We start from the raw sequence: 23,530 nt of genomic DNA, 5'->3' as shown, positions 1-23,530 counted from the left end.
CGCCAGATTAGGTGTTCCAAACGCCGAATCCGCCCCGATCGATCCCAGCGCAGTGTGGCCGCTCCCATCGCGACTGGCAGAATCGTGCAATGACCGCGACCGGGGCCCGAACTCGACATACCGGTCGTTTGCGTCCCGTCGAACTCGCGCAGGCCTCCGTCATGGCGGCGCTGTGCGCGGCCACCGCGATCATCTCCGTGGTCGTTCCGTTCGCGGCGGGGCTTTCTCTGCTGGGCACGGTGCCGATGGGGTTGCTGGCCTACCGCTACCGGTTGCGGGTGCTGCTCACCGCGACCATCGCCGGCGGCATCATCGCGTTCCTGATCGCGGGCATGGGCGGGTTCATGACCGTCGTCAACTGCGCCTACATCGGCGGACTGACCGGCATCGTCAAGCGCCGCGGACGCGGCACGCCGACCGTGCTGTTCGCGGCGCTGATCGCCGGAGCGGTGTTCGGGACGGCGGTGGTGGCGGCGCTGTCGATCCTGTCGCGGCTGCGTCACCTCATCTTCGAGTCCGTCACCGCCAACATCAACGGCCTCGCCGCGGTGATCGCCCGCATCGCCGATATGGAGGGTGCGGCCGAGCGCCTCAAGCGCGACTTCGCCACGGCGCTCGATTACTGGCCGCTGTTGTTCTTCAGCGCCGGCGTGATATCGATCACCTTCGTCAGCCTCGTCGGGTGGTGGGCCCTGTCGCGGGTGATGGAGCGGCTCTCGGGCATCCCCGACGTCCACAAACTGGAGTCCTCCAAAGACGTCGGCGCTATCGCCCCGGTGCCCGCGCGGCTGCGCGATGTCCGGTTCCGCTATCCGACCGCCGACCACGACGCGCTCGGGCCGGTCTCGCTGTGCGTGGAACCGGGTGAGCACCTCGCGGTGACGGGTGCCAACGGCTCGGGCAAGACGACGCTGATGTTGATGCTGGCCGGGCGGGAGCCGACGGCGGGCGCCATCGAACGGCCGGGCGCCGTCGGGCTGGGCCGCATCGGCGGCACGGCGGTCGTCATGCAGCACCCGGAGAGCCAGGTGCTCGGCACCCGCGTCGCCGACGACGTGGTCTGGGGGCTGCCCCCCGGTAAGGCCACCGACGTCGGCCAGCTGCTCGCCGAGGTGGGCCTCGACGGGTTGGCCGAACGCAACACCGGCGGGTTGTCGGGTGGCGAACTGCAGCGGCTCGCCGTCGCGGCGGCGCTGGCGCGCGAACCGTCGCTGTTGATCGCCGACGAGGTCACCAGCATGGTCGACCAGGAGGGCCGTGAGGGACTGATGTCGGTGCTGTCCGGGCTGACGCGGCGCCACCAGATGTCGCTGGTGCACATCACCCACTACAACGACGAGGCCGACGCGGCCGATCGCACGGTCGACCTGTCCGGTAACGGCGGCGCAGCCGACAACGCCGACATGGTGGAATCTGCCGATGCTCCGGCCGGGACCGTCGCTGCCGGCGTCGATGCCGCTCCCGTGCTGGAACTCGTGGAGGTCAGCCACGAGTACGGCAGCGGCACACCGTGGGCCGCCACGGCGCTGCGCGACATCACCTTCACGGTCCATGAGGGCGACGGCCTGTTGATCCACGGCCTCAACGGGTCGGGCAAGTCGACGCTGGCCTGGATCATGGCCGGTCTCACCGAGCCGACCGCGGGCGAATGCCTGCTCGACGGGAAGCCGGCATCAGAACAGGTTGGCGCCGTGGCGATCTCGTTCCAGGCGGCGCGGTTGCAGCTGATGCGCAGCCGGGTCGACCTCGAGATCGCGTCCGCCGCCGGGTTCTCTCCGCGTGACCGCGGTCGGGTCAACCAGGCGCTGTCGACCGTCGGCCTCGATTCCACGTTGGCCGACCGGCGCATCGACCAGCTCAGCGGGGGACAGATGCGTCGCGTCGTCCTCGCCGGGCTGCTCGCCCGCTCGCCGCGGGCCCTCATCCTCGACGAGCCGCTTGCCGGCCTGGACGGCGCGAGTCAGCGGGGTCTGCTTCGGCTGCTGGTCGACCTGCGCCGCCGCGTCGGGCTCACCGTCGTCGTGATCTCCCACGACTTCGCCGGGCTGGAGGAATTGTGCCCGCGCACTTTGCATCTGGAAGGTGGCGTGCTGGTGCCCGCACCGACGACGGCGGGGGGACTGTCATGACGGCGCCGACGAAGCGTCGGCAGCGCAGGGGCGTCGTGTTGCTGCGGCCCGTGCCCGGCAACAGCGTGGTTCATCAACTCTGGGCCGGTACGAAGCTTCTGCTGGTCGCGGCCATCGGTGTGTTGATGACGTTCTATCCGGGCTGGGTGCCGATCGGTGCCGTCGCGGTGATCGTGCTGATCTCGGCGCGGCTGGCCAACATCCCGCGCGGCGTGCTCCCGTCGATCCCCGGGTGGCTGTGGTTCCTGCTCTTTCTCGGCGGCTTGACGGCGACCTTCGCCGGCGGCAGCCCGATCATCTCCATGGGTTCGGTCGACATCGGGCTGGGTGGCCTGCTGAACTTCCTGCGCATCACCGCGCTGTCGATCGTGCTGCTCGGTCTGGGGGCGATGGTGTCGTGGACGACGAACGTCGCCGAAATCGCGCCCGCGGTCGCGAAGCTGGGCCGACCGCTGCGGCTGTTCCGGATACCGGTCGACGAGTGGGCGGTCGCGCTGGCGCTGGCGCTGCGTGCGTTCCCGATGCTGATCGACGAGTTTCGCGTGCTCTACGCCGCACGCAATCTGCGCCCGAAGCAGGTGCACCCGAGCCGTCGCGGACGGTGGCGTCGTTGGTGGCTCGAGGCGATCGATCTGTTGGCCGCTGCCATCACCGTCGCGCTGCGCCGCGCCGACGAGATGGGCGATGCGATCACCGCACGCGGTGGTGCCGGACAGATCTCGGCCGCACCGTCGGGTCCGAAAGCCATTGACTGGTGGGCGTTCCTCATCGTCGCCGCAGTGTGCGGGACGGCGTTGGCGCTGGAGTTGACGGTGGCGGGCACCAGCGCCGTCACCCGATGATCCTCACCTCGCCGAGGCTGCTGTTTATGACGGAATATCATCGAATCTCGTCAGAAACCGCAGTCTCGGTGAGTGCTATCGCTGCGCGGCGGCGTTCGCGGCTTCCTGAGCCTCGGCCAGCGTCGTCGCGACGTCGCGCCGGCCGAGGAACATCTCGTCGAAATAGGGCTTGAGCGCGTCGAATCCCGCGGCGAAACCGGCGCCCCCGGGTGCCTCGATGCGGGGGCCGTCGAGCACATCGAAGAACGGGCTGACGTCGACGCCGCGCGAACGCCAGTACTCGTGGTAGACGGGCTGCGCGTCGAGCACCGCGGGGATCGCCGCGCCGCCGGCGCCGAGATACGCGTTACCGCGGGCACTGCCCATCCAGGCCAACACTTCGCGCACCGCCTCGGGGTGCGCGGTGGCCGAATTGCCGGCGGCGGCAATCCCGTTCGTCACGCTGATGCGGCCGGCGGATCCTTCGGGCAGCATCGCGACGCCCCAGCGGAACGGGGCGGCGTCGGCGATGGCTGCCAGGTTGTACGTCCCGGACTGGAACAGCGCGATGTTGCCTTGGAGGAACTGGTTGCGGGAGAAGTCGCCGTTGTCGTTGGTGGCCGATGCGGGCGGGGCGACGTGATCGGTGTTGATCAGCGCCACCAGATACCTGAACGCCTGGGCGGCCTGCGGGTTGTCGAACGCGAACCGGTCGCCGACGGCGAACACCCCGCCCGCCGAACCGATGTAGTTGAGGTAGATGCTCTGAAGGTCGTTGGCGGCGTTGTACCCCCACTGCCGGACCCGCTGCGTGTCGAAGTTCGCTGCGTCGGCCGTGTGGCCCTGGTGGTCGAGCGTGAGTCGGGCCAACAGTGGTCGCATCGTGTCGACGGCCGGATCGAGTGCCCAGCGCAGCGTGGCCAACTCGCTCGGCTCGACTCCCGCCGCCGAGAGCAGATCGGCGTTGTAGTACAGCCCGATCCCGGCGTCGGTGAGTTGCGGTACACCCCACAGCGTTCCGTCGCGGGTGAACTGGTTGACCACCGACGGCTCCCACGCCCGCGAGGCCGCCATCTCAATGTCCATCAGGCGGCCGCTGTCGGCGTATTCGGCGAAGTAGGCGTTGCTGATCCAGAAGATGTCGTCGGCGCCACCGCCCGCGACGTCGGTGCGCAGGCTGTCGAAATACGTCGAGTAGGCGACGACGTTCACGCGCACTTCGATGCCGGGATGCGCACTTTCGAACTCGGAGAACGACGCGCGGTAGGCCGCGGCCACCTGCTCATCCCACAACCGCACGGTCACGACCTTCCGGCCGCCCGCGTCATTCGGTTGCCCCAGCAGCATGGCCACGACCAGCAGCAGCACACCCGTCATCGCCACACCTGTCGCGAAGAGCGTGGAAAACCTCGGCCGCACGCTCATTTCAACCCCGTCACCACGATCGAGCGCACGACGTGGCGACCCAGCGCGACGAACAACACCAGCAGGGGCACGATGGCGACCGTCGTCGCCGCCATCACCAGCGGCCACTGCGCGTTGTAGCGTGACTGCAGCCCCGCCGTCGCGACCGTCAGCACCTGCCACTGGCCGCCACTGGTGACCACCAGCGGCCACATGAAGCTGTTCCACTGCGAGACAACGGTGATCAGCGCCAGCGTCACCAGGATCGGTCTGCTCGCGGGCAACACCACGTGCACGATCACGTCCAACGTGTTGGCACCGTCGATGCGAGCCGCATTGACCAGATCGCCGGGGATGGTGCGAAAGTACTCGCGCAACAGAAAGATCGCGTACGGCGAACCGAACATGAACGGCAGCACCAACGCCCAGAAGGTGTTACGCAGCCCCGCCTCGGCCATCATCAGGTACAGCGGGACGACGGTGACCGTCGCCGGTACCATCAGCGTCGCGACATACACCCAGAACAGCGCGTCGCGGCCGGGAAACTGCAGCCGTGCGAACGCATACGCCGCCAGCACGGAGAACGTCAGCTGGCCGAGCAGAATCACCGCCGTCATCAGCGCGGTCACGACGACGGCCCGGCCGAAGCCGGCGTCGGCCAGGTTCGCGTAGTTCTGCAGGGTTGGCGGCAGAGGCAAGGACAGCGGTGACTCGGTGTCGAAGGTGCGCGGATCCCGCAGTGAGGCCAGGACGCCGAGGATGAACGGCGCCAACGTGATCAGCGCGCCCGCCAGCAGGATGGGGTAGATGACGGCGGCGGACGTGACGCGGCTAGGTGAGGTCATAGCTGATCCGTCGACGGAAATAGAGCTGCTGGACGATGGTCACACCGACCAACAGGACGAACAGTACAACCGCCATCACCGCGGCCCGGCCCACCGCTGCGGCGCCGAACGCCTCGGCGTAGATGCGGTGCGCCACCAGGTCGGTCCGGTTCTGCGGGCCACCGCCGGTCAACGCGTACACGGTGTCGAAAACCTGGGCGGCGCTGATGATTCCGGTCACCAGTACGAAGAACAACGTCGGCCGCAACATCGGAAGGGTGATGTGCCGGAACCGCTGCCACGTCGTCGCGCCGTCGGTGCGGGCGGCATTGTGGATGTCCTCGGGAATGTTGAGGATGCCGGCCAGGAAGAACAGCGTCACGTATCCCACGTTGGTCCACACGACCACCGCCGACACCACCGGCAGTGCCAGCGTCGGATCAGTGAGCCATTCGATCTGGCGGCCGAGGACGGTGCTGACCGCGCCGTCGGTGGGTGCCAGGATCCAGCGCCACAGCACCGCGATCGCCAGCGGCGCACAGATCCACGGCAGCACATACAACGTTCGGAAGAAACCGCTGCCGGGCAGCCCGCGTGCCAGCAGCGATGCCGCGATCAATCCGAGGAGGGTCTGTGCGGGCACGACCAGCACGACGAACAGCAGCGTGACGACCAGCGAGGTGCCGAACGTCGGATCGGTCAGCACCGACTGCCAATTGCGCAGGCCCACATACTCCATCGGGCTCAGCAGGTCCCACCGGTGCAACGACAGCCACACCACCACGAGCATCGGCAGCAGCATGAACGCGACGACTCCGAACAGGCTCGGCGCCAGGAGTGCGTACGCGGTCGTGGTCGTGCGGCGGCGTTGTGCCATCCGAGTCATTAAAGCTTCCCGGCGGCGCCACCACTACGGTGGTGTCGTGGCAGCTACCCGACGCGTCGACGCAGACTTCCTCGACCTGCCGAGGAGCGAGCTGGCCGAGGCGGCAACCTCGGCGGCCGTGGCCGCGGGCGCCAGCTACGCCGACCTTCGCATCCAGGCGGTCACTTCGGAGTTCGTGCAGCTGCGCGACGGTGTCCTGCAGACCGCGGTCGTCGACCGGGAGATCGGCCTGGCGGTCCGTGTCATCGTCGACGGGACGTGGGGCTTCGCGTCGCATGCCGAGCTCCGCGCGGATGTCGCGGCCCAGACCGCGCGTCGCGCTGTAGGGGTGGCCAGGACGCTGGCTGCGCTCAACGCCGAGCGCATCGAGCTGGCCGCCGAGCCCGTGTACTCCGATGTCACTTGGGTTTCGGACTACGACGTCGACCCGTTCACTGTCGCAACCACCGACAAGCTCGCCGTGCTCGGCGAATACTCGGGGCGGCTGTTGGCCGCGGACGGCGTGAATCACGTCTCGGCGGGACTGCAGACCGCCAAGGAGCAGACATTCTACGCCGATACCTTCGGTTCGACGATCACCCAGCAGCGGGTGCGGGTGCAGCCGTCGCTGGAGGCGGTCGCCGTCGATGCCGCGGCGGGGACGTTCGAGACGATGCGAACGCTGGCCCCGCCGACCGCGCGGGGCTGGGAGTACGTCGCCGGCGACGAGGTGTGGAACTGGACCGAGGAGTTGGCCATGCTGCCGACGTGGCTGGGCGAGAAGGTCAAGGCGCCCAGCGTCACGGCGGGGCCGACGGATCTCGTCATCGATCCGTCGAATCTGTGGCTCACGATCCACGAATCGGTCGGCCATGCCACCGAATACGACCGGGCGATCGGATACGAGGCCGCGTACGCGGGGACCTCGTTCGCCACGCCCGACAAGCTGGGCGCGATGCGCTACGGCTCACCGGTCATGAACGTGACCGCCGACCGGACCGTCGAATACGGTTTGGCGACGGTGGGTTTCGATGACGAAGGAGTACAGGCGCAGAAGTGGGACCTGGTGCGTGACGGTATCTTCGTCGGCTACCAACTGGAGCGAGTGTTCGCACCGCGGCTCGGGGAGGAGCGCTCCAACGGGTGCGCCTACGCCGATTCGCCGCACCACGTGCCGATCCAGCGGATGGCCAACGTGTCGCTGGAGCCGAGCGCCGACGAGGTGAGCACCGAGAATTTGGTCGCCCGCGTCGACGACGGTATCTACATCGTCGGAGACAAGAGCTGGTCAATCGACATGCAGCGCTACAACTTCCAGTTCACCGGGCAACGCTTCTTCCGCATCCGCGACGGCCGGCTCGACGGCCAGCTGCGCGACGTGGCGTACCAGGCGACCACGACCGACTTCTGGGGTTCGCTGGAGGCCGTCGGTGGTCGGTCGACGTGGCGGCTCGGCGGCGCGTTCAACTGCGGTAAGGCGCAGCCGGGCCAGGTGGCCGCGGTGAGCCATGGTTGTCCGTCGGCGTTGTTCCGCGGGGTGAACGTGCTCAACACCCGCGCCGAGGGCGGGCGGTAAGCGATGATCGGCGCACAGCAGGTGGTGGAGATCGCGCTGGCGGAGGCGGCCCGGTTGGGAGGGGCCGACGACACGGTCGTGTTGGTGACCGACCAGGCCGACGCGTCGTTGCGGTGGGCGGGCAACTCGATGACCACCAACGGCGAGTCGAGGCGGCGCTACACGACGGTGATCTCGGTGGTGCGCAAGGGAAGCGCGTCACATGTCGGTTCGGTGCGATCCAGCGAGGTGGACCCGTCGACCATCGCGGGTCTGGTGGCGGCATCGCAGGAGGCGGCGCGCTCGGCGCTCGAGGCCCGCGACAGCGCGCCGCTGCTGGCCGGTGGCGATGCACCACCGGACTGGGATGCTCCGGTGCCGAACACAGGAGCGGAGGTGTTTCTGCCGGTTGCTGACGGCCTCGCCCGTGCGTTTCGTGGCAGCGACCGGTTGTACGGGTATGCCCGGCACATCCTGGAGACGACGTTCGTCGCGACGTCGGGCGGGCTGCGGCGGCGCTACACGCAGCCGACCGGCTCGGTGGAGATCAACGGCAAACGTGACGGCGCAAGCGCGTGGGTCGGCGTCAACGCCGCCGACTTCGGCGGTGTGCCCATCGATTCCATGCTCGAGGAGTTGTCGACGCGCCTGGGGTGGGCCCGGCGCACGGTGGAGCTGCCCGCCGGCCGCTACGAGACGATCCTGCCCCCGTCGGCGGTGGCAGACCTGATGATCTTTTTGACATGGGCGATGGACGGCCGGGGCGCGCAGGAGGGTCGCACGGCGTTGTCGGCGCCGGGCGGCGGCACGCGGGCGGGGGAGCGGCTCACCGATCTGCCGTTGACGCTGTACTCCGATCCGTTCGCCTCGGGACTGGCCTGCACGCCGTTCGTCGCGACGTCGACGTCGTCGGAACGGATTTCGGTGTTCGACAACGGCATGGACATCGAGCGGGTGGACTGGATCCGCGACGGCGCGATCAACGCGCTGGCGTATTCGCGGGCCGCCGCCGCGGAATTCGACACGGCGCCGGCGGTGCCGGCAGGCAACCTGCTGATGACCGGTGGGGAGTCTGACCTGAGGGACATGATCGCGGCGACCGAGTGTGGTCTGCTGCTGAGCACACTGTGGTACCTGCGGGCGGTCGACCCGTCGGTGCTGCTGCTGACCGGACTGACCCGTGACGGCGTGTATCTGATCGAGGACGGCGAGGTGACGGCGGCGGTCAACAACTTCCGGTTCAACGAAAGCCCGTTGGACCTGCTGCGCCGCGCGACGGAAGCGGGGGTCAGCGAGTTCACGTTGCCGCGCGAGTGGGGTGATTGGGCGACGCGGGCGGCGATGCCGTCGTTGCGGATTCCGGACTTTCACATGTCCTCCGTCAGTCAGGCGCAATAATCGGGGCGTGGGCGCTGATGAGCTTGCCGATCGGATCGCCGGTTTGGTGGCGATGTCGTCGGGTGACAGCCAACGGGACACGCTGATCCGGTTGACGTGCGGCAGGTCGCTGTCGTTGCCGCCGCTGGCGGTGCAAGTCGACCTGCTCGACGAGTCCACCGAAGCGGACCGGGTGGTGGCGGCGTTCGCCGAGCAGTTCGCGACCGACGTGTCGGGTATCGGTGACAACCAGCGTAAGCGACTATCGGATACTCTGGGCGACAACGTATTTCGGACTGTCGTCGCGACCTTCATCGCGGACTTCGTGCCGCGGGTGTGGGCGGGCTGTGAAGCGCTGGGCTTAGGGAGACCCGGTTACGTCAGCGTCGTGGAATGGGATCCGGAGTCCGATCCCGTCGATGCGTTGCTCAACGGGTTCGCACCGGCGGTGGCGCGGTTGCGGGCGCTCGATCCGGTGACCACGGAGATCGTCCGATTGCGTGGCGCGATGCAGCACAACTGCAGGCTGTGCAAGTCGTTGCGCGACGGCGACGCGTTGGACTCCGGCGGCTCGGAGGAGATGTATGGGCAGATCGAGGACTATGAATCCGCCGAGAGCCTGACCGAGGCGCAGAAGGCGGCGCTGCGGTACGTCGACGCGCTGATCTGGTCGCCGGCGCGCATCGACGCCGAGGTGGCGGCGGAGGTGCGGCGGAATTTCTCGGAGAAGCAGTCGTTGGAGCTGACGCTGGATGTCATGCGCAACGCGTGCAACAAGATCGCGGTATCGCTGGGCGCCGACGCGCCGCGGGTGGCTTCGGGCACCGAGCGGTACTCGATCGGTGACGACGGGCAGCCGGTGTACGCCGATATCGCCTGACGGCTCCCGGCCAGTGCTGTAGATACCCACCTCTGAGGGCCAGTGCTGTAGATGCCCACCTCTGAGGGGCCATTGCTGTAGGTGCCCACCTCGCAGCGAAAAATTCGCTGGGAGCGAATTAGTCGCTGCAAGGTGGGCACATCGCGATATGGGACGATGGTGCCGCGCAACGCGCCGGGGCGGTAGCTCAGTCGGTTAGAGCCGCGGACTCATAATCCGTTGGTCGCGGGTTCGAGCCCCGCCCGCCCCACCAGAAAGCCTAGGTAAACGCGCATTTATGCTCCACGCGATTCAGGTAACGCCGGTCTCCGTGTCACGAGTTGTCACAACTCGCCCGAAACTACTCGCCGCTGCCTTCAACGCATCGTCCTGGCTGTGCGCGTACGTCGCCATCGTGAAAGCCGCCGACGCATGCCCCAGCCACGCGGCGATGACCGCTATCGGTACCCCACGCAGATGCATCAAGGTCGCGCACGAATGACGAGCGTCGTGTAGCCGCACAGCCGGGATACCTAGATCTCTGAGCAACTTCTCCCACCGCGACGTAATCGCGTCAGGATGCAATGGCTCGCCAAGCTGGTTACTCGCGACATACTCGCCGCTGCCATACTGCGAACCGGCGGCAAGGCGATCCTCGAGCTGACGCTTGCGCGCAGCCTTCAGCACATCGACAACCTCGGTAGGCATCGGAAGGATTCGCCTTGACTTCCTCGACTTCGGCGTCCCGGTCAGCACTTGGCGTTCGACGACCACACGATTCTCCTCAACAGTCACAGTCCCTGCGCTGAGGTCGACAGACGACCACTTCAGCCCCGCAATCTCGCCCCGACGAAGCCCATACAGCGCGAGTGTCCACAAATGCCGGTCGCGGCATTCATGGTCGAGGATGCGGAACATCTCATCTTCGGTCAGCGTCTTCATCTCCGCACGTCCTGACTCGTCGACACGCTCGACGAGCGCCGCGACGTTACGCACGACGTTGCCCTGCTTGCACTCGGACTCAAGTGCCGACGTGAGAATCGACAGCATGTAGTTGACCGACCGCGGAGACCAGGCCGAACGTCCTTCGACCTCACCGGCCCGAAGCCGCTTCACCAGGTCGTCAAGGTGGCCCTTCGTCAGCTTCTGAACCTCGACCTCACCCAGCTCGTCCTTGACTGCGGACAGCTTCGATTTGTGCCCGAGCACAGTCGACGGTTTCAGGTTGTGCTTCGAGGCCAACCACTCGTCAATAACCTGGCGCACCGTCCGCTTGCTGCGGGCGACGTAGGTTCCGGCAGCGACCGCAGCCTGCGTGGTCGAGAGGTAATCGCGGGCATCCTTCTCTGTCGTGAACCGCTTCCGCGTCTGCTTCCGCTTACCCGTCTCGGGACTGATGCCAGCGTCGACCGTCACCTGGTATCGCACAACAGTCTTGCCGCTCGCGCGGTCCTTCACTTCCACCTTGCGAATCTGTGGAGGCAACTGCTGTCGCTTACTCATCAATGAACCCCTCCTCGCGCGCTTTCTCGATGTACCGCCACGCGGTACGGATGGATACGCCGAAAACTGCCGATACAGCCTCTACTGGGGGTCCCGTTGCAGTGCTAACCGCGTTCGCCACAGCTCTTAAGTGCTCGTCCGTCATCTTTCGACGTGTCTGCCCACGGGCGGTCTGGATGACTCTGCGGGTCGCACGTATCTGCTCTTCGGAGGGAATGTCGCGTCGCACGAACTTGCCTGGCGCGATCCGCTCGTACTCAAGGAACGCAAGCCAGTCGTGAAGCGAATTTTCCAACCTGTTAGCGACTAGCTTCACATCTTTCGGTCGAATGTGTACGCGCTCAGCCTGTTTCGCCATCAAGCGGATTTCGGTGCAAACGGGTACGCCTTCCCACACCTCGAATTTCAGGCGGTAGGCCGGCTCTTTCTTATCGCCCGGATACTCATAGATGACCGGCGATGGCAGCCAACGGTCACCAACCTTGTGTCTGCGCGACCCAGGCTCTTCCCACAAGCGCCCCCCGTCGGGAAGCAGAAACGTCTCCAATTTCGGGTGGTCCTCCCTGTGTCAATCGAAATCTTAGTGACACTGCTACCAGTAATAGTGTCATGTCACTAATCTAGTGTCAATGCTCGCCCGGATTCAAAGCGAGTCGCCGGAACACCGGCGGATGTTTGACAACTCCACAGTGCGCATCAAGCGGAGACCGTTAGGCCTCCGAACAACTGAAACTCAGACAACTACAACATGATTGGAGTCCAGCAATGGAACCCAAACCCAGTCCACTGTTGGTTCCGGTGCCAGAAGCTCGAGCAATCCTCGGCGGCATCGGCCACACAACCATCTACGAACTCTTCAAGTCGCACCAGTTGACCCGCGTCAACATCGGGCGCCGCGCCTTCGTAACCGCGCAAAGCCTTGAGGACTACGTGAACCGCCTAGAGGAGGCAGCAGCCACAGCATGAACAACCGAAAAGAAGTCGGCCCCGACGCCGACAACGACGCCGAGGCCTACACCCGCCAGTGTGCCTACGAGTATATCGAAGGACTAGGACGACGACGCGAAGCCACCTACCGCGTACCACCGCTCGAATGCGGCTGCCGCGACCCGTGGTGCCATCGCTGCAAACCGCGCCCGACAAAGGGCTACGCGCTCGCGGTTGAACACCTACTAGCGGCCGGGTTGTCGCCCTGGCCCGACGTCCAAGCGTTGCGCGAGATGTGGCGTGCCGACGACCGGCAACGCCGAATCGCACGAACCATCGCCGAGCGATGGGAGGTCGCCGCATGACCACAGCGGTATACGACGACCCCTACGCAGATGTGCCACCACCCACAGTTGAACCGGATGATGCAGTGCAACCGGGTTGCAACCCATATAGGGGTACGGTTGCAACCCAACCCACCGACCTGCACCCTTACGTCAGTGCATCCGAGGTGCATCCCGTGCGCAACCCACAGTGCGGATACGTAAACATCGGCGCACTACTCGACGACGGGATACCAGAACCACCCACACCCGAGGTATGCAGACGTTCCGACGGTAAGGGTTTGTTCTACCGAGGCCAGTTCAACATCGTCTTCGGAGACCCGGAGAGCGGCAAGACGCTGCTCTGCGACTACGCCACAGTCGAAGAGCTGAAGGCAGGTGGACGCGTGCTGAGGCTCGACCTCGACCACAACGGCGTCGAGTCCACCGTGAGCCGACTACTCGGATTCGGAGCAGACGAGTCTGTCTTACGCAACCCCAACCGATTCCTGTACGTCGAGCCGGCCGAACGCGACCAAGCCATCGCCGTCATAGACGACATGACCGACTGGAAGCCGACCCTCGTAATCATCGACAGCATCGGCGAACTACTGCCGCTGTTCGGAGCAGGAAGCAACTCGGCCGACGAATTTACCGACGTACACACCCGAGTCATCAAGCCCCTGACGAGGACCGGCGCTTGCGTCGTCGGAATCGACCACCTGGCCAAAGGCTCAGACTCCCGAGCATTCGGTCCAACCGGAACCGCAGCCAAGAAACGCGCCATCGGCGGCACCAGCATCCGCGTCAAGGTGGACAGCGCCTTCACGCCGGACAAAGGCGGCTCTGCCTACCTCAGCATCCACAAGGACCGCCACGGCGGATTACGCCGCCACTCGCCATCCGGCGACCGAGAACCCCTGTGCGGCAAGTTCGTCATAATCGGCAACCAAATCAGCATCACAGCCCCGATGCGCGGCGAGCGCAACCCCGAAGAAACCGCCGACCCTGACGACATAGCGGCAATCGGCGAACTCGACCCGCCGCCAACATCAGCGCGCGAAGCACGCGAACGACTCAAATGGCGAGACGACCGGAGCCGCAGAGCATTCAAAGCATGGAGGGAGGAGAACAGTGAACCGAGCTGAGCGTCGCCGAATACCGCCCGCAATCCGCGGAATCGCCGACACCCTCCACACCGTCAAGTGCCCAGACTGCAACAACGACGCACGACTAGTGCACGACGACGAAATCGGCATGTGGTGGATACAGATTCTCCACAACGACACCTGTCCATGGCTTACCCGATACGAGGAAAGAAACCAATGAGCGACATGAAAATCCAAATCCTGCGCGTCATCGGAACACGCGCACGCCAACCAACAGTCCTCGCCATCGTGGACGGATACGCCGTCCGCTGGTCACCGAAGGAGGATTGGTCTTGCACTTGCGACGAACTCGAGTTCGTCGACTGCCCTCACATCCCCGCTGTCGAAAACCTACTCGATCCCCGCGTGACAGGAGCTAAGAAGTGAGCGACTTCTTCGACAAGGCGCAAGAGTTTGAACTACCCAAAGACGTCATCGCCGTCTACCCGCACGCAGTCGATGGCTACTTCTTCGCAGGCCCCGACAACAAACTCGGCGTCGCCCTGCGCATCAACGACGAACGCCTCGGCGAACTCGCCATGACACTCACCTATCGACAACTCCTCGCGCTCAGCGCCTTCTGCAACAACTTCCTCGCACTCACAACAGAAGAAGTCGCAGCCATCCGCGACCAAGTCCACGCCATCGCACAGCCGGGAGACAACACATGCTAAAGCCATGCATCGTACCCCGTTGCGGGGAACTGTCCCAGCAGTCTCGCTGCCCCGAGCACCGTAAGGACACCCGCAACAAAAGGGAACGCGGCTACGACTGGAGATGGGACCAGCTATCCCGCCAAGCCAGACGACTCCAACCCTTCTGCACCGACTGCGGCGCCACCGACGACCTACAAGGCGACCACACGCCCGAAGCCTGGACACGCAAAGCCCAGAGCAAACCAATTCGCCTCCGCGACATTGTTGTCCGATGCGGTCCCTGCAACAGAGCAGCAGGGTCAGCTCGCCCAGGTAGCCGCAGAGCAACCCAGCCGGGAAGAGGTCAACCGACCGACGCAAGCCCCGTAGGCAAGCCGCAGGGCGCGTTACACACCACTAGGTGGTCTACGTGAAGTCAGTCGAACGCCGCAATTGGCCTCGGTTCCAACGTCTGATGCTGGAACACGAACTTCCACGTATGAGGCGCGCAGGTAATTGCCGACCCGCCAGCGGTATTCGTGATGTGCAGAACGCCGGCCTCGGTGACTTGGAGCTTCGTCTCGTCTGTGATTTGTTCCTTGAGCCCCGACGGGGCTCCGTATGCCCAGACAATCTCGAAATCGGTGTAAGGACCCTTCATGCTTGCCATACCTGGAGCCTGCCATGAGAGCCGGACCCAAGGCAGCAGTTGATGACAGTGTGTTGCCCTGGCGGCCACGGTCGACGGGTTCGGCGCGATTCGATGATTTTTGCCAGAAGTTCGTGAAGGTGCCGAAAGGCACGGGTGCGAGGTCGCCGCTGCGGCTGAGGGATTGGCAGCGTGACCTAGTCGGGTCAGTTCTGGATGCAAATCCTCGGCCGCGTACAGCGGGCTGGATGCTGCCGCGTGGGTCCGGAAAAAGCTCGCTCATGTCTGCGTGGGGCGTCTACGAACTGTTCACGGGTGGCGAGGGTTCGGTGGTGTGCGTCGTCGCTGTCGACGAACGCCAGGCCGGGATCGTGTTCAACATCGCCCGCCGCATGGTGGAACTCGACGAGGACCTCTCCTCCCGCTGTCAGGTGTTCAAGGAACGGCTCTATATCCCGAACACGGACAGTTCGTTTCACTGCCTACCGGCCGAGCCGAAACGCTTGGAAGGGCTGGACTACACGCTGGCGATTCTCGACGAGGCCGGTGTAGCCAACCGCGACTCATACGAGGTGCTGACGCTGGCGCAGGGGAAACGCGAGCATTCCACTCTGGTCTGCATAGGTACGCCGGGGCCGAACCTAGACGATCAGGTCCTGCTGGATCTTCGGAACTACGCCGCCGACAACCCCGACGACATGTCGATGGTTTGGCGCGAGTTCTCGGCGGGCGGCTTCGAGGATCACCCGGTTGACTGTCAACACTGCTGGGAGCTGGCCAACCCGGCCCTCGACGATTTTTTGCACCGCGACGCGATGCACGCCTTATTACCGCCGAAGACTCGTGAGGCGACGTTTCGGCGGGCTCGGTTGTGTCAGTTCGCCACCGGAACCGAGGGTGGGTTTCTGCCGCCTGGTGTGTGGGACGACCTGAGCACGGGCAAGCCGGTCCCGGACGGGGCGGAGGTCGTCGTTGCCCTTGATGGCTCGTTCAGTGACGACACGACAGCCCTTTTGGTCGGGACGGTTTCGGCCGAACCGCATTTCGACACCATCCGCGTGTGGCAACGCACCAACGGTGATGACTCGTATCGCGTGCCTATCTCCGAGGTTGAAAACGAGATACGACAGGCATGTAGACGCTGGCGCGTGGTCGAGATTGTCGCCGACCCGTTCCGCTGGACCCGCACACTGCAAGCGTTGGAGGCCGAGAAGCTGCCGGTAGTTGAGTTTCCGCACTCGCCGTCGCGGTTGACTGCGGCAACGGGTGACCTTTATAGCGCAGCGGTGAACGGTCGCATGTCGCATTCAGGTGATCGGCAATTGGCCGAACACGTCGCAGCCGCCGTCATCGTGGAGGATGCGCGGGGCATTCGGCTATCGAAAGCGTCCCGGTCGAGAACTGCGAGAAAGATGGATCTGGCCGCGTGCTTGGTCATGACTCACAGTCGCGCTACTTGGCGCGCAACACATCGAAAACGAAAGAAAGCTAGGAGCTTTAGGTGACAGACACACTTACCATGATGTTGCAGAAGATTGAAGAGAAGGCAGCAGCCTACGCTGAGCTCGAACGGTACTACTCGGGTACGCAGCCTTTGGCGTTCCTATCGCCGGAGGCGAAAACTGCCCTTGGCGACCGATTCGGGCGAATGGCGTCTAACCTGCCGCGCCTGGCGGTTACATCGCTGACCGAGCGCCTACGCGTGACCGGCTTTACCGGCGTTGATGTTTGGGACGAGTGGTTACGCAATGACCTCGACCAGGAGTCAGGTGTTGCGCACCGCGAGGCGCTATTACTCGGCCAGAGCTACGTAATCGTGTGGGCCGACCGGCTCGGCAGACCCCTTGTCACGGTCGAATCTGCCAAGCAAATGTCATGCCTGCGTGACCCCGGGACCCGCCGCATCACCCACGCGTTGAAGCGTTGGGAAACTGACACAACCACCGAGGCCGTCCTTTACGGACCCGACGAGATAGTCCGCTACCGCGCACAGCAGACCGGCGCCACCACAAGCGGATTCCGTGTTTTGGAGTCCATCTCTAACCCGTTGGGAGTGCCGCCCGTAGTCCGGTTGTTGAACTCTGATCGCATTCTTGACGAAGGCGTCTCCGAAATCGAGGACTTGAAACCGTTGTGCGATGCGCTGAATAAGGTGTTAGCGGACATGATGGTTTCATCCGAATACGTTGGTAGGCCGCGTCGGTTCGCTACCGGCATCGAACTCGAGGAAGCCGCCGTGCTCGATGACGACGGTGAACCGACCGGCGACACCGAGGCGGTCAACCCATACCCCGACGCCAACAGGATGATGATTGCTGAAGAACCTGCCGCCAAGTTTGGCCAACTCGACGCCGCCGATCTGAACGGTTACGAGGCCGCAGTCGGAGTGTTGACTCAGCAGATAATGGCCGTCAGTGCGCTACCGGCCCACATGCTCGGGGTGTTGACGGACCAGCCTGCCAGCGCCGATGCGCTACGTGCGTCCGAGGCGTCGCTCACTGCGAGAGCCGAAGCGCGGCAGCAGCAATTCGGGCGCTCATGGGAGGACGTAGCCCGGTTGATAGTCGCAGTGCGCGATGGCGTCGACCCGATGAACGTTGATGCACGGGTGAAGTGGGCCGACGCATCGACGAGGAGCGTCGCACAGGAGGCTGATGCGGTGACCAAGTTGTTCGCCGCTGGCCTGTTGCCGGCCTCATACGCGTTGCAGCGACTCGGCTACACCGATGACGAGATAGCACAGATTCGCACTGCTCGCCGGACTGAAGCCTTGGACACCGCTGGTATTGACTTACGGGCGATTGCCTCGTGAGTTATCAGGATGAGCTAATCGCGTTGGCCGACAGCAGCGACCGCACAGTACAAGTGCTCTACGCGCTTTACCTGTCCGGTGAACTATCGGTACAGGATGCGGTTGCGTTGATGGCGGCCGCTGTCGCGCAGGCCAACAGCCAGGCATACGCGTTGGCGGATTTGTCCCTCGCGGCGAGCATCATGCTCGGGACGGCCGAAGCGGTTCCGGTGGTTGGCGTGCTGCCACCGGCCGACGACACTGTACGGCTGTCGAAAGCCGCCACAACGGTTCTCAAAGTGGCCGAGGCATCCGACGTGCCTGAAGCAATTGTCAGCCGCCTGGCACGCTCGGAGCCGCTAGAGAGTGCCACAAAAGCGTTCGGCGAAGCCATGCACCAACAGCCGCTCGTCAAGGGGTGGGTGCGGCAACTCGACGCCGACCCATGCCAGCTTTGCCGTTGGTGGTGGCGAGAAGGCCGTGTCTGGCCTGCCGCGCATCCAATGCCACGACACAAAGGGTGCGAGTGCGTACAACGGCCGGTACTCGCTCAAAACATTCAATCAACCGGATTCACACGGAGGTTAGAGCGCAATGCAAGAGCAAGTTGACGAACCAACAGACCAGGAACCCACACCAGACCAGGATGGCGAAACAAATGACAGCACAGAAGTCACCGCGGCCGATAGCCAAGAGGAAGCGGCGGCCACGGAGGCCGAAGCCGAAGCCGAGACCTTCCCTCGCTCCTACGTCGAGGAACTACGCCAGGAAAACGGCAAGCATCGCCAACGCGCCCAGAAGGCCGAGCAACGGCTACACGCCGAACTGGTGCGCGCCACAGGACGCCTAGCCGACGCAGAAGACTTACCGTTCAATCCCGAACACCTAGACGACGCCGAAAAGCTGACAGCAGCGATTGACGAACTGTTGACTCGCAAGCCGCATCTCGCGGCACGCCGACCCACGGGCTACATCGGACAAGGCGCAACGCAGTCAACGGCACAAGTTAACCTGCATGACATTCTGCGCAGTAGCGCATAGATACCCCATAAGGGTATGCTAGGTGGGTCGCGGCCTGGCGCTGCGGCCCACCCTCTTCAGGTGTCCTGGTGGCACGTCTCCCCAATAGCGGTTGACCCGTGCCCTTATCAATCCCTATCTGTAAGAACAGGACACCATCATGACTGAAACAACGGCAGCCAATCCTGAGTTGCTACAGGACCAGGTAGCTAGCCTGCTGGTGCAACCCCTCGAAGCCGCGAGCGTCGTACTCTCGAGCGGTCCACGCATTTTCGACACCAGCGGCGTGCTGCGCATCCCAAAATTGGTTAGCGGCGCAACGGTCGGGTGGGTTGGTGAATCCGGCCTAATTCCTGATGACGCCGATGTGGACTTCGACGAGTTGACCTTGATGCCGACCGATAGGAAGAGCATCAAGACGATTCTCCGATACTCCAATGAGCTGGTGCGCCAGTCGGTTATTGGCATCGACGCCGTACTGCGGGCACGGCTGGTCAAGGATGTTTCCGACGCTCTCGACACAGCCCTGCTGACTGGTACCGGCTCGTCTGACTCCATCACCGGCCTGCTGCATCAGGAAAACGTGACCCAAGGCGGATTCGTGCCCGAAGATCCCGACTACTTGCTCGACGCTATCGGGTTGCTCAACGCGCAGGAGGTCATGCCCAACAGGTGGTTCATCAACGGCTCTGACTTCATCAGAATCCGCAAAGTCAAGGAATCCGACACGTCCAACAAATACGTGCTCGAATCCGACCTGACCGCTGGCCCGACCTATCGGCTGTTCGGAATCCCGGTCACCGTGACGAACAAGCTGCCTGAGGGCACGGCGATCCTGGCCGACATGTCGAACGTGGCAATTGCCCGCGACGTGGCACCGTCCGTGACAGTGCTGACCGAACGCTACGCCGAGTACGACCAGGTTGGTTTGCGCGTGGTCACACGGTACGACCTCGGCTTGCTGCATCCCGAAGCGGTAGCTGTCCTGGTGGAGCCGGGTAGCTAAAGTGGTTGACGCCGAACAGGTCTTGCTGTTCCTCGGCCGGCACTCCGACACAACGTTGGAGGCGTCGGCCGAGCAGGCCATCCCCGTCGTCACCACGATGGTCAAGGCATACGTGCGCGGGAGCGGTGAGGGCTGGGCACCCAACGAGGAACTCGAGGCCGTGATTGTGACAGCGGCAGCACGGCTCATCACCAACCCCGGTGGTATCCCGGTCGATAATCAAGCCGGACAGTTCACGCACTCGCTGCGGGGCGCGTTCACCGGCTGGACACTGGCCGAACTCGCGGTCCTCAACAGGTACCGCAAACGCGCCCTCTAGCCGCCGGTACCAACTCGCGTATCGTCGGCGATTTCGTGGCGAGAAGGTGTGCGGCGCTGCATTTTCGAACCTTCAGGTAGATGGCTGAATACCATACGGACATGACGACTGAAGATGTACTCGGAATTGTCGCTCTCATCGTTTCTATATTGGCCATGCTAGTCGCAAGTGGCGCGAACCGAGAGGCTCGGAAATCGCGGGATGTCGCCACAGTGCTGTTCCTCCACGAGCAAAGCATGACGCCAGAGATGCAACGCGTCCGTGGCGGCTTGCGATACACCGACAAGTACGACCCGGTGTTGAAGTCCGAGCCGACGAGAGGCGGATTAACCGAGGAGGAGTATGACGAACTGCGTACGGAGCTTCATGGTCTCCTCGGCATCTACGAAAGCCTAGGCGCCGTCACGAAGGCGGATCTCGTAGATTCGAGCCTTGTCATGACGTTGTTTCCTGGCTCGGTGCCTGCTGTCTATAAGAAGGCCAAGGCCTATATCGTCGAGTATCGAAAGACTCGAGATCATCGTGAGTTTGCGATGAATCTTGAATGGTTGGCGAACCAATATTCCGGTAGTCAAGCGCGGTCCATTGGAAGGTAGAGATCAAGTTCCGCCCTTGTCCGCGTGGCAAGGCGGCTCTCAAATGGGCCATCGTGTCACGACGATGTCACAACTCGTGTCCAACACCTGCGGATATCTGCGGATATCTGCGAATAGATATGTGCTGGTAAAGCGCCAACTCGGAACATCGGCGAATAACGGCGGAGGTGCGTCAAGGGACTCATAATCCGTTGGTCGCGGGTTCGAGCCCCGCCCGCCCCACTTCAGAGGGTGTATTAGGTCGGCTGATGCTGGACATATCTGTTTCGGGTGATTCCTGACAGTGTTTCGGCTGATGGTTGACAGTTGCTTCGGCTGATCCTTGACACTCATCTAAGAGCCGGGCGGCCGCTGGGTCCGCCGATCGGTGGACCGCGGTTCCTCCTCCGAACCCTCCAGTCTGCGGACTGTTCGAGCTGTCGTTTGGGGCGATAGTTGGTTCACCGAACGGGCTTCGACCAGTGGGGCCCGGGGAACAGGAAGGTAGCAACATGAACAAGAAGACCACCACGGAGAAGGTCACCGTCGGCAGGCTCACCATCACCAGCCCCGCAGGCCGAGCCGGTCCCGCCTATTGCTCGTGCATTGTGCCCGGCAACTGTGATCCGTCCGGGAGACGGTGATCCGCCGTGGCGCTTGAAGGTCGACTTCAAGAGGCGTTGGCGTTCGAAGCGCCCTACGTGATCGATCGACTTGTCAGGGACCGGGTCGTCGCGACCCGGGCGTCCGCAGAACAGCTCTTCAACGAGGCAAAGAAGTACCTCGTGCTGTCCGCGGCAACCCCTGACAAGTCGTTCGACATGTCTTCGGCGATGGTGGACGAAGCGTGGCACGCGTTCGTGCTCTTCACCGCCGAGTACACCGACTTCAGCCAGCGGTACTTTGGAAGCTACGTCCACCACGCGCCCGCCGGCGAGCGCGGCGGGCCCGAAACGACGATCTTGGACGGCGGCTCCCAAGAGATGGCTTCCTTCGACGACTTCTGCCGGCGATATGAGGTGCTGTTCGGGCAGCCGCTCCCAGGAATCTGGTACGACAGCGACAACGTCACGCCGTCAACCCGGGTCATCAACGATATGGCACAGACGTTGACGATCGCCGCCGAAGATCACACCGTCCACGTTGTGGACGGCACCGGGAACACCGTGCTCTCTGTTGATGAGATGGCAATCGAGGCAGTGGAATTCATCGTCAACATGCACGCGTTCTATGTCCGCGAGCTCCCAGGAGACCTCACCGCGGCCGAGAAGGTCGGCTTGATCCAGCCTCTCATCCGCTTGGGTGTGTTGCGTCTGGCGCCCTAGCCGGCCTCAGTGCTCGACATCGACGACCATGCGCGGTGTAAACGCGGGTGGCCGGCTCGTGCGTCGAGGCGGGCTGACGTCGACGTGTTACCACCATGCTCTACCTTTGGACTTGCGAGAGACGAACGGCTACATCGATTTTCGGTGATCACCGACCGGCACGGGTTTTGGGTATCGGCTAGACTTCGGCAAATCGCGGGCGTATCGCTGCATCTCTCAAGCAGTTCGGAGTGCGTTACGTAGTGCCACTCGATGCTCAGGTGACTGCCTATCTAGACGGACCTTCCGACTCCCTGGATCTAGGGTGAGGATTGCGCAGTCGCGGGTCCGCCTTGTCGCTTCACCGAATATTGGTGACCGGTTCCACACCGGGAGCAGCTGCTCGCGGACCTTCGTCGGAACGGCGTCAATTGGCAAGCGGTGGCCATGGGGACCTGGCCGCCTCCGCCTCGAGTCGCAGCTTGGCCGCGCGCTCTCGAGCCTCGGTCGCTCGGGCGTGGGCTTCGGCGGCCTTCGATTCCGCCCACACCTCCGCGGCGCGAGCTTGGGCTTCGGTGGCTTCGGCTTGTTTCCGAGCTGCCGCGGCGCGGGTCTCGGTTTCGGCGGCCTCTCCCCGCGCCCGTGCCCAAGCCTGGGCTTCGGCGGCGCGGGCTTGGGCTTCGGCAGCTTCCGCCTGTGCCCACGCTTCTGCGGCGCGGGCTTGGGCTTCGGTGGCTTCAGCCTGTTTTCTCGCTTCTGCGGCGCGGGCATGGGCTTCTGCGGCTTGCGCCTGAGCCCATACTTCGGCGGCACGGGCCTGGGTTTCGGCGGCTTCCGCTTGCTTCCTTGCCTCGGCGGCACGGGATTCGCTTTGGGCGGCTTCTGCGCGTGCCCGTGCCCAAGCGCGGGCTTCGGCTGCACGGGCCCGAGCCTCGGCGGCTTCCGCCTCTGCTTGCGCCTCGGCTGCCAGCGCTTCGGGTTCCGCGGCCAACGCTTGGGCTTCGGTGGCCTTGGCTTGGGCTCGGGCCTCGGTGGCCAGCGCTTCGGCTTCGGCCGCCAGCGCTTCGGCTTCAGCGGCAAGGGCCTGTGCCTCCGCGGCCTCCGCCCGCGCCCTCGTCTCGGCGGCCTGCGCTTGGGCCTCTGCGGCTTCCGCCCGCGCGCGCGCTTCTAACTCGACATGCGGCAAATTCCGGTTGCTCGGTATCTCTGCTAGCTGGTCTCGCCGCCGGCGGGTCCACTTCCTGCCGGCCGCGAGCCGCGCATCATGTTTACCCCGTTCTTGCTGCTGCAGTGCGTAGTACTCGATCACGACCAAAGTCACGCCAGCCAGTATCAGCAGCGGCACGAACAAGAGTGGAAGCATGATCACACTGACCAAGCAGATCATTGTCAGAGGCACCGCGATCACCCCAGCGGCCCACGGATACCGCTCGTTGAATCCGATGATGGTCGCCCGGGTTGTGAATACGCGCGCAGCCCACAGATCGCGATCAGGC

25 protein-coding genes and 1 tRNA gene are annotated in these 23,530 nt (G+C 64.2%); 19 read left to right on the top strand and 7 right to left on the bottom strand.

Translation table 11 applies throughout. The features are described from left to right. The first annotated feature begins 89 nt into the window (after nucleotides 1-89). Both CEX88_RS15640 and CEX88_RS15635 read left to right on the top strand, forming a co-directional pair. Nucleotides 90-2,129 carry an ABC transporter ATP-binding protein gene (locus CEX88_RS15640; protein WP_094294168.1) on the top strand — a complete coding sequence of 680 codons (2,040 nt, stop codon included), beginning with the start codon at nucleotides 90-92 and terminating at the stop codon, nucleotides 2,127-2,129. Continuing rightward, complete coding sequence (locus CEX88_RS15635; RefSeq protein WP_066841716.1) at nucleotides 2,126-2,971, top strand: CbiQ family ECF transporter T component; 846 nt, start codon at nucleotides 2,126-2,128, stop codon at nucleotides 2,969-2,971. The genes CEX88_RS15640 and CEX88_RS15635 overlap by 4 nt, the downstream gene beginning before the upstream one ends. Nucleotides 2,972-3,046: 75 nt before the next feature. Here CEX88_RS15635 and CEX88_RS15630 read toward each other — a convergent pair whose 3' ends face one another. Genes CEX88_RS15630 through CEX88_RS15620 form a run of 3 tightly spaced genes read right to left on the bottom strand, consistent with a single transcriptional unit; the run spans nucleotide 3,047 to nucleotide 6,055 of the window. Further along, the gene (locus CEX88_RS15630; protein WP_094294167.1) at nucleotides 3,047-4,375 is read right to left on the bottom strand and encodes an ABC transporter substrate-binding protein; all 1,329 of its coding nucleotides are present in this window, start codon (nucleotides 4,373-4,375) and stop codon (nucleotides 3,047-3,049) included. Then, entirely contained in the window at nucleotides 4,372-5,199 is an 828-nt protein-coding gene (locus tag CEX88_RS15625; RefSeq protein ID WP_094294166.1) for a carbohydrate ABC transporter permease, read from the bottom strand. Before CEX88_RS15625 ends, CEX88_RS15630 begins: the two co-directional genes overlap by 4 nt. Then, the gene (locus tag CEX88_RS15620) at nucleotides 5,186-6,055 is read right to left on the bottom strand and encodes a carbohydrate ABC transporter permease (protein ID WP_420799223.1); all 870 of its coding nucleotides are present in this window, start codon (nucleotides 6,053-6,055) and stop codon (nucleotides 5,186-5,188) included. Before CEX88_RS15620 ends, CEX88_RS15625 begins: the two co-directional genes overlap by 14 nt. A gap of 46 nt (nucleotides 6,056-6,101) precedes the next feature. Here CEX88_RS15620 and CEX88_RS15615 point away from each other — a divergent pair, with 46 nt between their 5' ends. From CEX88_RS15615 to CEX88_RS15600, 4 genes are all read left to right on the top strand, one after another. After that, nucleotides 6,102-7,619, top strand: coding sequence for a TldD/PmbA family protein (locus CEX88_RS15615; protein ID WP_094294164.1), 1,518 nt, complete (start codon nucleotides 6,102-6,104; stop codon nucleotides 7,617-7,619). Nucleotides 7,620-7,622: 3 nt separating this feature from the next. Beyond that, nucleotides 7,623-8,996 carry a metallopeptidase TldD-related protein gene (locus CEX88_RS15610; RefSeq protein ID WP_094294163.1) on the top strand — a complete coding sequence of 458 codons (1,374 nt, stop codon included), beginning with the start codon at nucleotides 7,623-7,625 and terminating at the stop codon, nucleotides 8,994-8,996. 52 nt (nucleotides 8,997-9,048) lie between these two features. After that, nucleotides 9,049-9,855 carry a carboxymuconolactone decarboxylase family protein gene (locus CEX88_RS15605; protein ID WP_094294212.1) on the top strand — a complete coding sequence of 269 codons (807 nt, stop codon included), beginning with the start codon at nucleotides 9,049-9,051 and terminating at the stop codon, nucleotides 9,853-9,855. Nucleotides 9,856-10,031: 176 nt separating this feature from the next. After that, a tRNA-Ile gene (locus CEX88_RS15600) sits at nucleotides 10,032-10,108 on the top strand. Nucleotides 10,109-10,146: 38 nt separating this feature from the next. On the opposite strand, the gene CEX88_RS15595 is transcribed toward CEX88_RS15600, so the two are convergent. Together CEX88_RS15595 and CEX88_RS15590 are read right to left on the bottom strand one after the other, a co-directional pair. Beyond that, entirely contained in the window at nucleotides 10,147-11,337 is a 1,191-nt protein-coding gene (locus CEX88_RS15595; RefSeq protein WP_094294162.1) for a site-specific integrase, read from the bottom strand. After that, complete coding sequence (locus CEX88_RS15590; protein WP_094294161.1) at nucleotides 11,330-11,884, bottom strand: hypothetical protein; 555 nt, start codon at nucleotides 11,882-11,884, stop codon at nucleotides 11,330-11,332. The genes CEX88_RS15595 and CEX88_RS15590 overlap by 8 nt, the downstream gene beginning before the upstream one ends. Nucleotides 11,885-12,102: 218 nt before the next feature. Here CEX88_RS15590 and CEX88_RS15585 point away from each other — a divergent pair, with 218 nt between their 5' ends. The 4 genes from CEX88_RS15585 (at nucleotide 12,103) to CEX88_RS15570 (ending at nucleotide 14,409) form a co-directional block, all read left to right on the top strand. Beyond that, complete coding sequence (locus CEX88_RS15585) at nucleotides 12,103-12,303, top strand: helix-turn-helix domain-containing protein (RefSeq protein ID WP_094294160.1); 201 nt, start codon at nucleotides 12,103-12,105, stop codon at nucleotides 12,301-12,303. Next, complete coding sequence (locus CEX88_RS15580) at nucleotides 12,300-12,629, top strand: hypothetical protein (RefSeq protein WP_094294159.1); 330 nt, start codon at nucleotides 12,300-12,302, stop codon at nucleotides 12,627-12,629. The genes CEX88_RS15585 and CEX88_RS15580 overlap by 4 nt, the downstream gene beginning before the upstream one ends. Next, entirely contained in the window at nucleotides 12,626-13,735 is a 1,110-nt protein-coding gene (locus CEX88_RS15575; RefSeq protein WP_094294158.1) for an AAA family ATPase, read from the top strand. The genes CEX88_RS15580 and CEX88_RS15575 overlap by 4 nt, the downstream gene beginning before the upstream one ends. Before the next feature lie 383 nt (nucleotides 13,736-14,118). After that, on the top strand, nucleotides 14,119-14,409 hold the full coding sequence (locus CEX88_RS15570; protein ID WP_094294157.1) for a hypothetical protein: 291 nt from the start codon (nucleotides 14,119-14,121) through the stop codon (nucleotides 14,407-14,409). A gap of 397 nt (nucleotides 14,410-14,806) precedes the next feature. Here the strand turns inward: CEX88_RS15570 and CEX88_RS15565 are convergent, their stop codons facing one another. Then, entirely contained in the window at nucleotides 14,807-15,040 is a 234-nt protein-coding gene (locus CEX88_RS15565) for a hypothetical protein (protein ID WP_126315839.1), read from the bottom strand. A gap of 14 nt (nucleotides 15,041-15,054) precedes the next feature. Here CEX88_RS15565 and CEX88_RS15560 point away from each other — a divergent pair, with 14 nt between their 5' ends. The 9 genes from CEX88_RS15560 (at nucleotide 15,055) to CEX88_RS15525 (ending at nucleotide 22,055) form a co-directional block, all read left to right on the top strand. Beyond that, nucleotides 15,055-16,524, top strand: coding sequence for a terminase large subunit domain-containing protein (locus tag CEX88_RS15560; RefSeq protein WP_094294210.1), 1,470 nt, complete (start codon nucleotides 15,055-15,057; stop codon nucleotides 16,522-16,524). Then, nucleotides 16,521-17,831 (top strand): phage portal protein, encoded by a 1,311-nt coding sequence (locus CEX88_RS15555; protein ID WP_420799222.1) that lies wholly within the window; start codon nucleotides 16,521-16,523, stop codon nucleotides 17,829-17,831. The genes CEX88_RS15560 and CEX88_RS15555 overlap by 4 nt, the downstream gene beginning before the upstream one ends. Then, nucleotides 17,828-18,421, top strand: coding sequence for a hypothetical protein (locus CEX88_RS15550; protein ID WP_094294155.1), 594 nt, complete (start codon nucleotides 17,828-17,830; stop codon nucleotides 18,419-18,421). The genes CEX88_RS15555 and CEX88_RS15550 overlap by 4 nt, the downstream gene beginning before the upstream one ends. Beyond that, nucleotides 18,405-18,851, top strand: a complete 447-nt coding sequence (locus CEX88_RS15545; RefSeq protein WP_094294154.1) for a hypothetical protein — start codon at nucleotides 18,405-18,407, stop codon at nucleotides 18,849-18,851. The genes CEX88_RS15550 and CEX88_RS15545 overlap by 17 nt, the downstream gene beginning before the upstream one ends. A gap of 139 nt (nucleotides 18,852-18,990) precedes the next feature. After that, nucleotides 18,991-19,836, top strand: a complete 846-nt coding sequence (locus CEX88_RS15540; RefSeq protein ID WP_202931514.1) for a phage major capsid protein — start codon at nucleotides 18,991-18,993, stop codon at nucleotides 19,834-19,836. Nucleotide 19,837: 1 nt separating this feature from the next. After that, a complete protein-coding gene (locus tag CEX88_RS15535) occupies nucleotides 19,838-20,155 on the top strand; it encodes a hypothetical protein (protein ID WP_094294152.1) in 318 nt (105 codons plus the stop codon). 101 nt (nucleotides 20,156-20,256) lie between these two features. Next, nucleotides 20,257-20,751, top strand: coding sequence for a DUF4760 domain-containing protein (locus CEX88_RS15530; protein WP_126315840.1), 495 nt, complete (start codon nucleotides 20,257-20,259; stop codon nucleotides 20,749-20,751). Between the two features lie 491 nt (nucleotides 20,752-21,242). Next, on the top strand, nucleotides 21,243-21,374 hold the full coding sequence (locus CEX88_RS26535; protein ID WP_255361506.1) for a hypothetical protein: 132 nt from the start codon (nucleotides 21,243-21,245) through the stop codon (nucleotides 21,372-21,374). Between the two features lie 6 nt (nucleotides 21,375-21,380). After that, nucleotides 21,381-22,055 (top strand): glycine-rich domain-containing protein, encoded by a 675-nt coding sequence (locus tag CEX88_RS15525; RefSeq protein WP_126315841.1) that lies wholly within the window; start codon nucleotides 21,381-21,383, stop codon nucleotides 22,053-22,055. Nucleotides 22,056-22,461: 406 nt separating this feature from the next. On the opposite strand, the gene CEX88_RS15520 is transcribed toward CEX88_RS15525, so the two are convergent. Next, nucleotides 22,462-23,355: a hypothetical protein gene (locus CEX88_RS15520; protein ID WP_126315842.1), complete on the bottom strand. Its 894-nt coding sequence runs from the start codon at nucleotides 23,353-23,355 to the stop codon at nucleotides 22,462-22,464. Nucleotides 23,356-23,530: the final 175 nt, after the last annotated feature.

It is taken from the genome of Mycobacterium neumannii (assembly GCF_002245615.1).
GTDB lineage: Bacteria > Actinomycetota > Actinomycetes > Mycobacteriales > Mycobacteriaceae > Mycobacterium > Mycobacterium neumannii_A.
Note: the sequence above shows the minus strand (reverse complement) of the source record. Positions and strands in the feature narration are given on the sequence as shown.

What these genes read in the sequence shown, in the direction of transcription:
- CEX88_RS15565 (WP_126315839.1), bottom strand. Translation starts at nt 15,040, where the DNA reads ATGGCAAGCATGAAGGGTCCTTACACCGATTTCGAGATTGTCTGGGCA.
- CEX88_RS15620 (WP_420799223.1), bottom strand. Translation starts at nt 6,055, where the DNA reads ATGGCACAACGCCGCCGCACGACCACGACCGCGTACGCACTCCTGGCG.
- CEX88_RS15560 (WP_094294210.1), top strand. Translation starts at nt 15,055, where the DNA reads ATGAGAGCCGGACCCAAGGCAGCAGTTGATGACAGTGTGTTGCCCTGG.
- CEX88_RS15545 (WP_094294154.1), top strand. Translation starts at nt 18,405, where the DNA reads ATGCAAGAGCAAGTTGACGAACCAACAGACCAGGAACCCACACCAGAC.
- CEX88_RS15580 (WP_094294159.1), top strand. Translation starts at nt 12,300, where the DNA reads ATGAACAACCGAAAAGAAGTCGGCCCCGACGCCGACAACGACGCCGAG.
- CEX88_RS15635 (WP_066841716.1), top strand. Translation starts at nt 2,126, where the DNA reads ATGACGGCGCCGACGAAGCGTCGGCAGCGCAGGGGCGTCGTGTTGCTG.
- CEX88_RS15585 (WP_094294160.1), top strand. Translation starts at nt 12,103, where the DNA reads ATGGAACCCAAACCCAGTCCACTGTTGGTTCCGGTGCCAGAAGCTCGA.
- CEX88_RS15640 (WP_094294168.1), top strand. Translation starts at nt 90, where the DNA reads ATGACCGCGACCGGGGCCCGAACTCGACATACCGGTCGTTTGCGTCCC.
- CEX88_RS15595 (WP_094294162.1), bottom strand. Translation starts at nt 11,337, where the DNA reads ATGAGTAAGCGACAGCAGTTGCCTCCACAGATTCGCAAGGTGGAAGTG.
- CEX88_RS15575 (WP_094294158.1), top strand. Translation starts at nt 12,626, where the DNA reads ATGACCACAGCGGTATACGACGACCCCTACGCAGATGTGCCACCACCC.
- CEX88_RS15530 (WP_126315840.1), top strand. Translation starts at nt 20,257, where the DNA reads ATGACGACTGAAGATGTACTCGGAATTGTCGCTCTCATCGTTTCTATA.
- CEX88_RS15610 (WP_094294163.1), top strand. Translation starts at nt 7,623, where the DNA reads ATGATCGGCGCACAGCAGGTGGTGGAGATCGCGCTGGCGGAGGCGGCC.
- CEX88_RS15540 (WP_202931514.1), top strand. Translation starts at nt 18,991, where the DNA reads ATGACTGAAACAACGGCAGCCAATCCTGAGTTGCTACAGGACCAGGTA.
- CEX88_RS15630 (WP_094294167.1), bottom strand. Translation starts at nt 4,375, where the DNA reads ATGAGCGTGCGGCCGAGGTTTTCCACGCTCTTCGCGACAGGTGTGGCG.
- CEX88_RS15605 (WP_094294212.1), top strand. Translation starts at nt 9,049, where the DNA reads ATGTCGTCGGGTGACAGCCAACGGGACACGCTGATCCGGTTGACGTGC.
- CEX88_RS26535 (WP_255361506.1), top strand. Translation starts at nt 21,243, where the DNA reads ATGAACAAGAAGACCACCACGGAGAAGGTCACCGTCGGCAGGCTCACC.
- CEX88_RS15625 (WP_094294166.1), bottom strand. Translation starts at nt 5,199, where the DNA reads ATGACCTCACCTAGCCGCGTCACGTCCGCCGCCGTCATCTACCCCATC.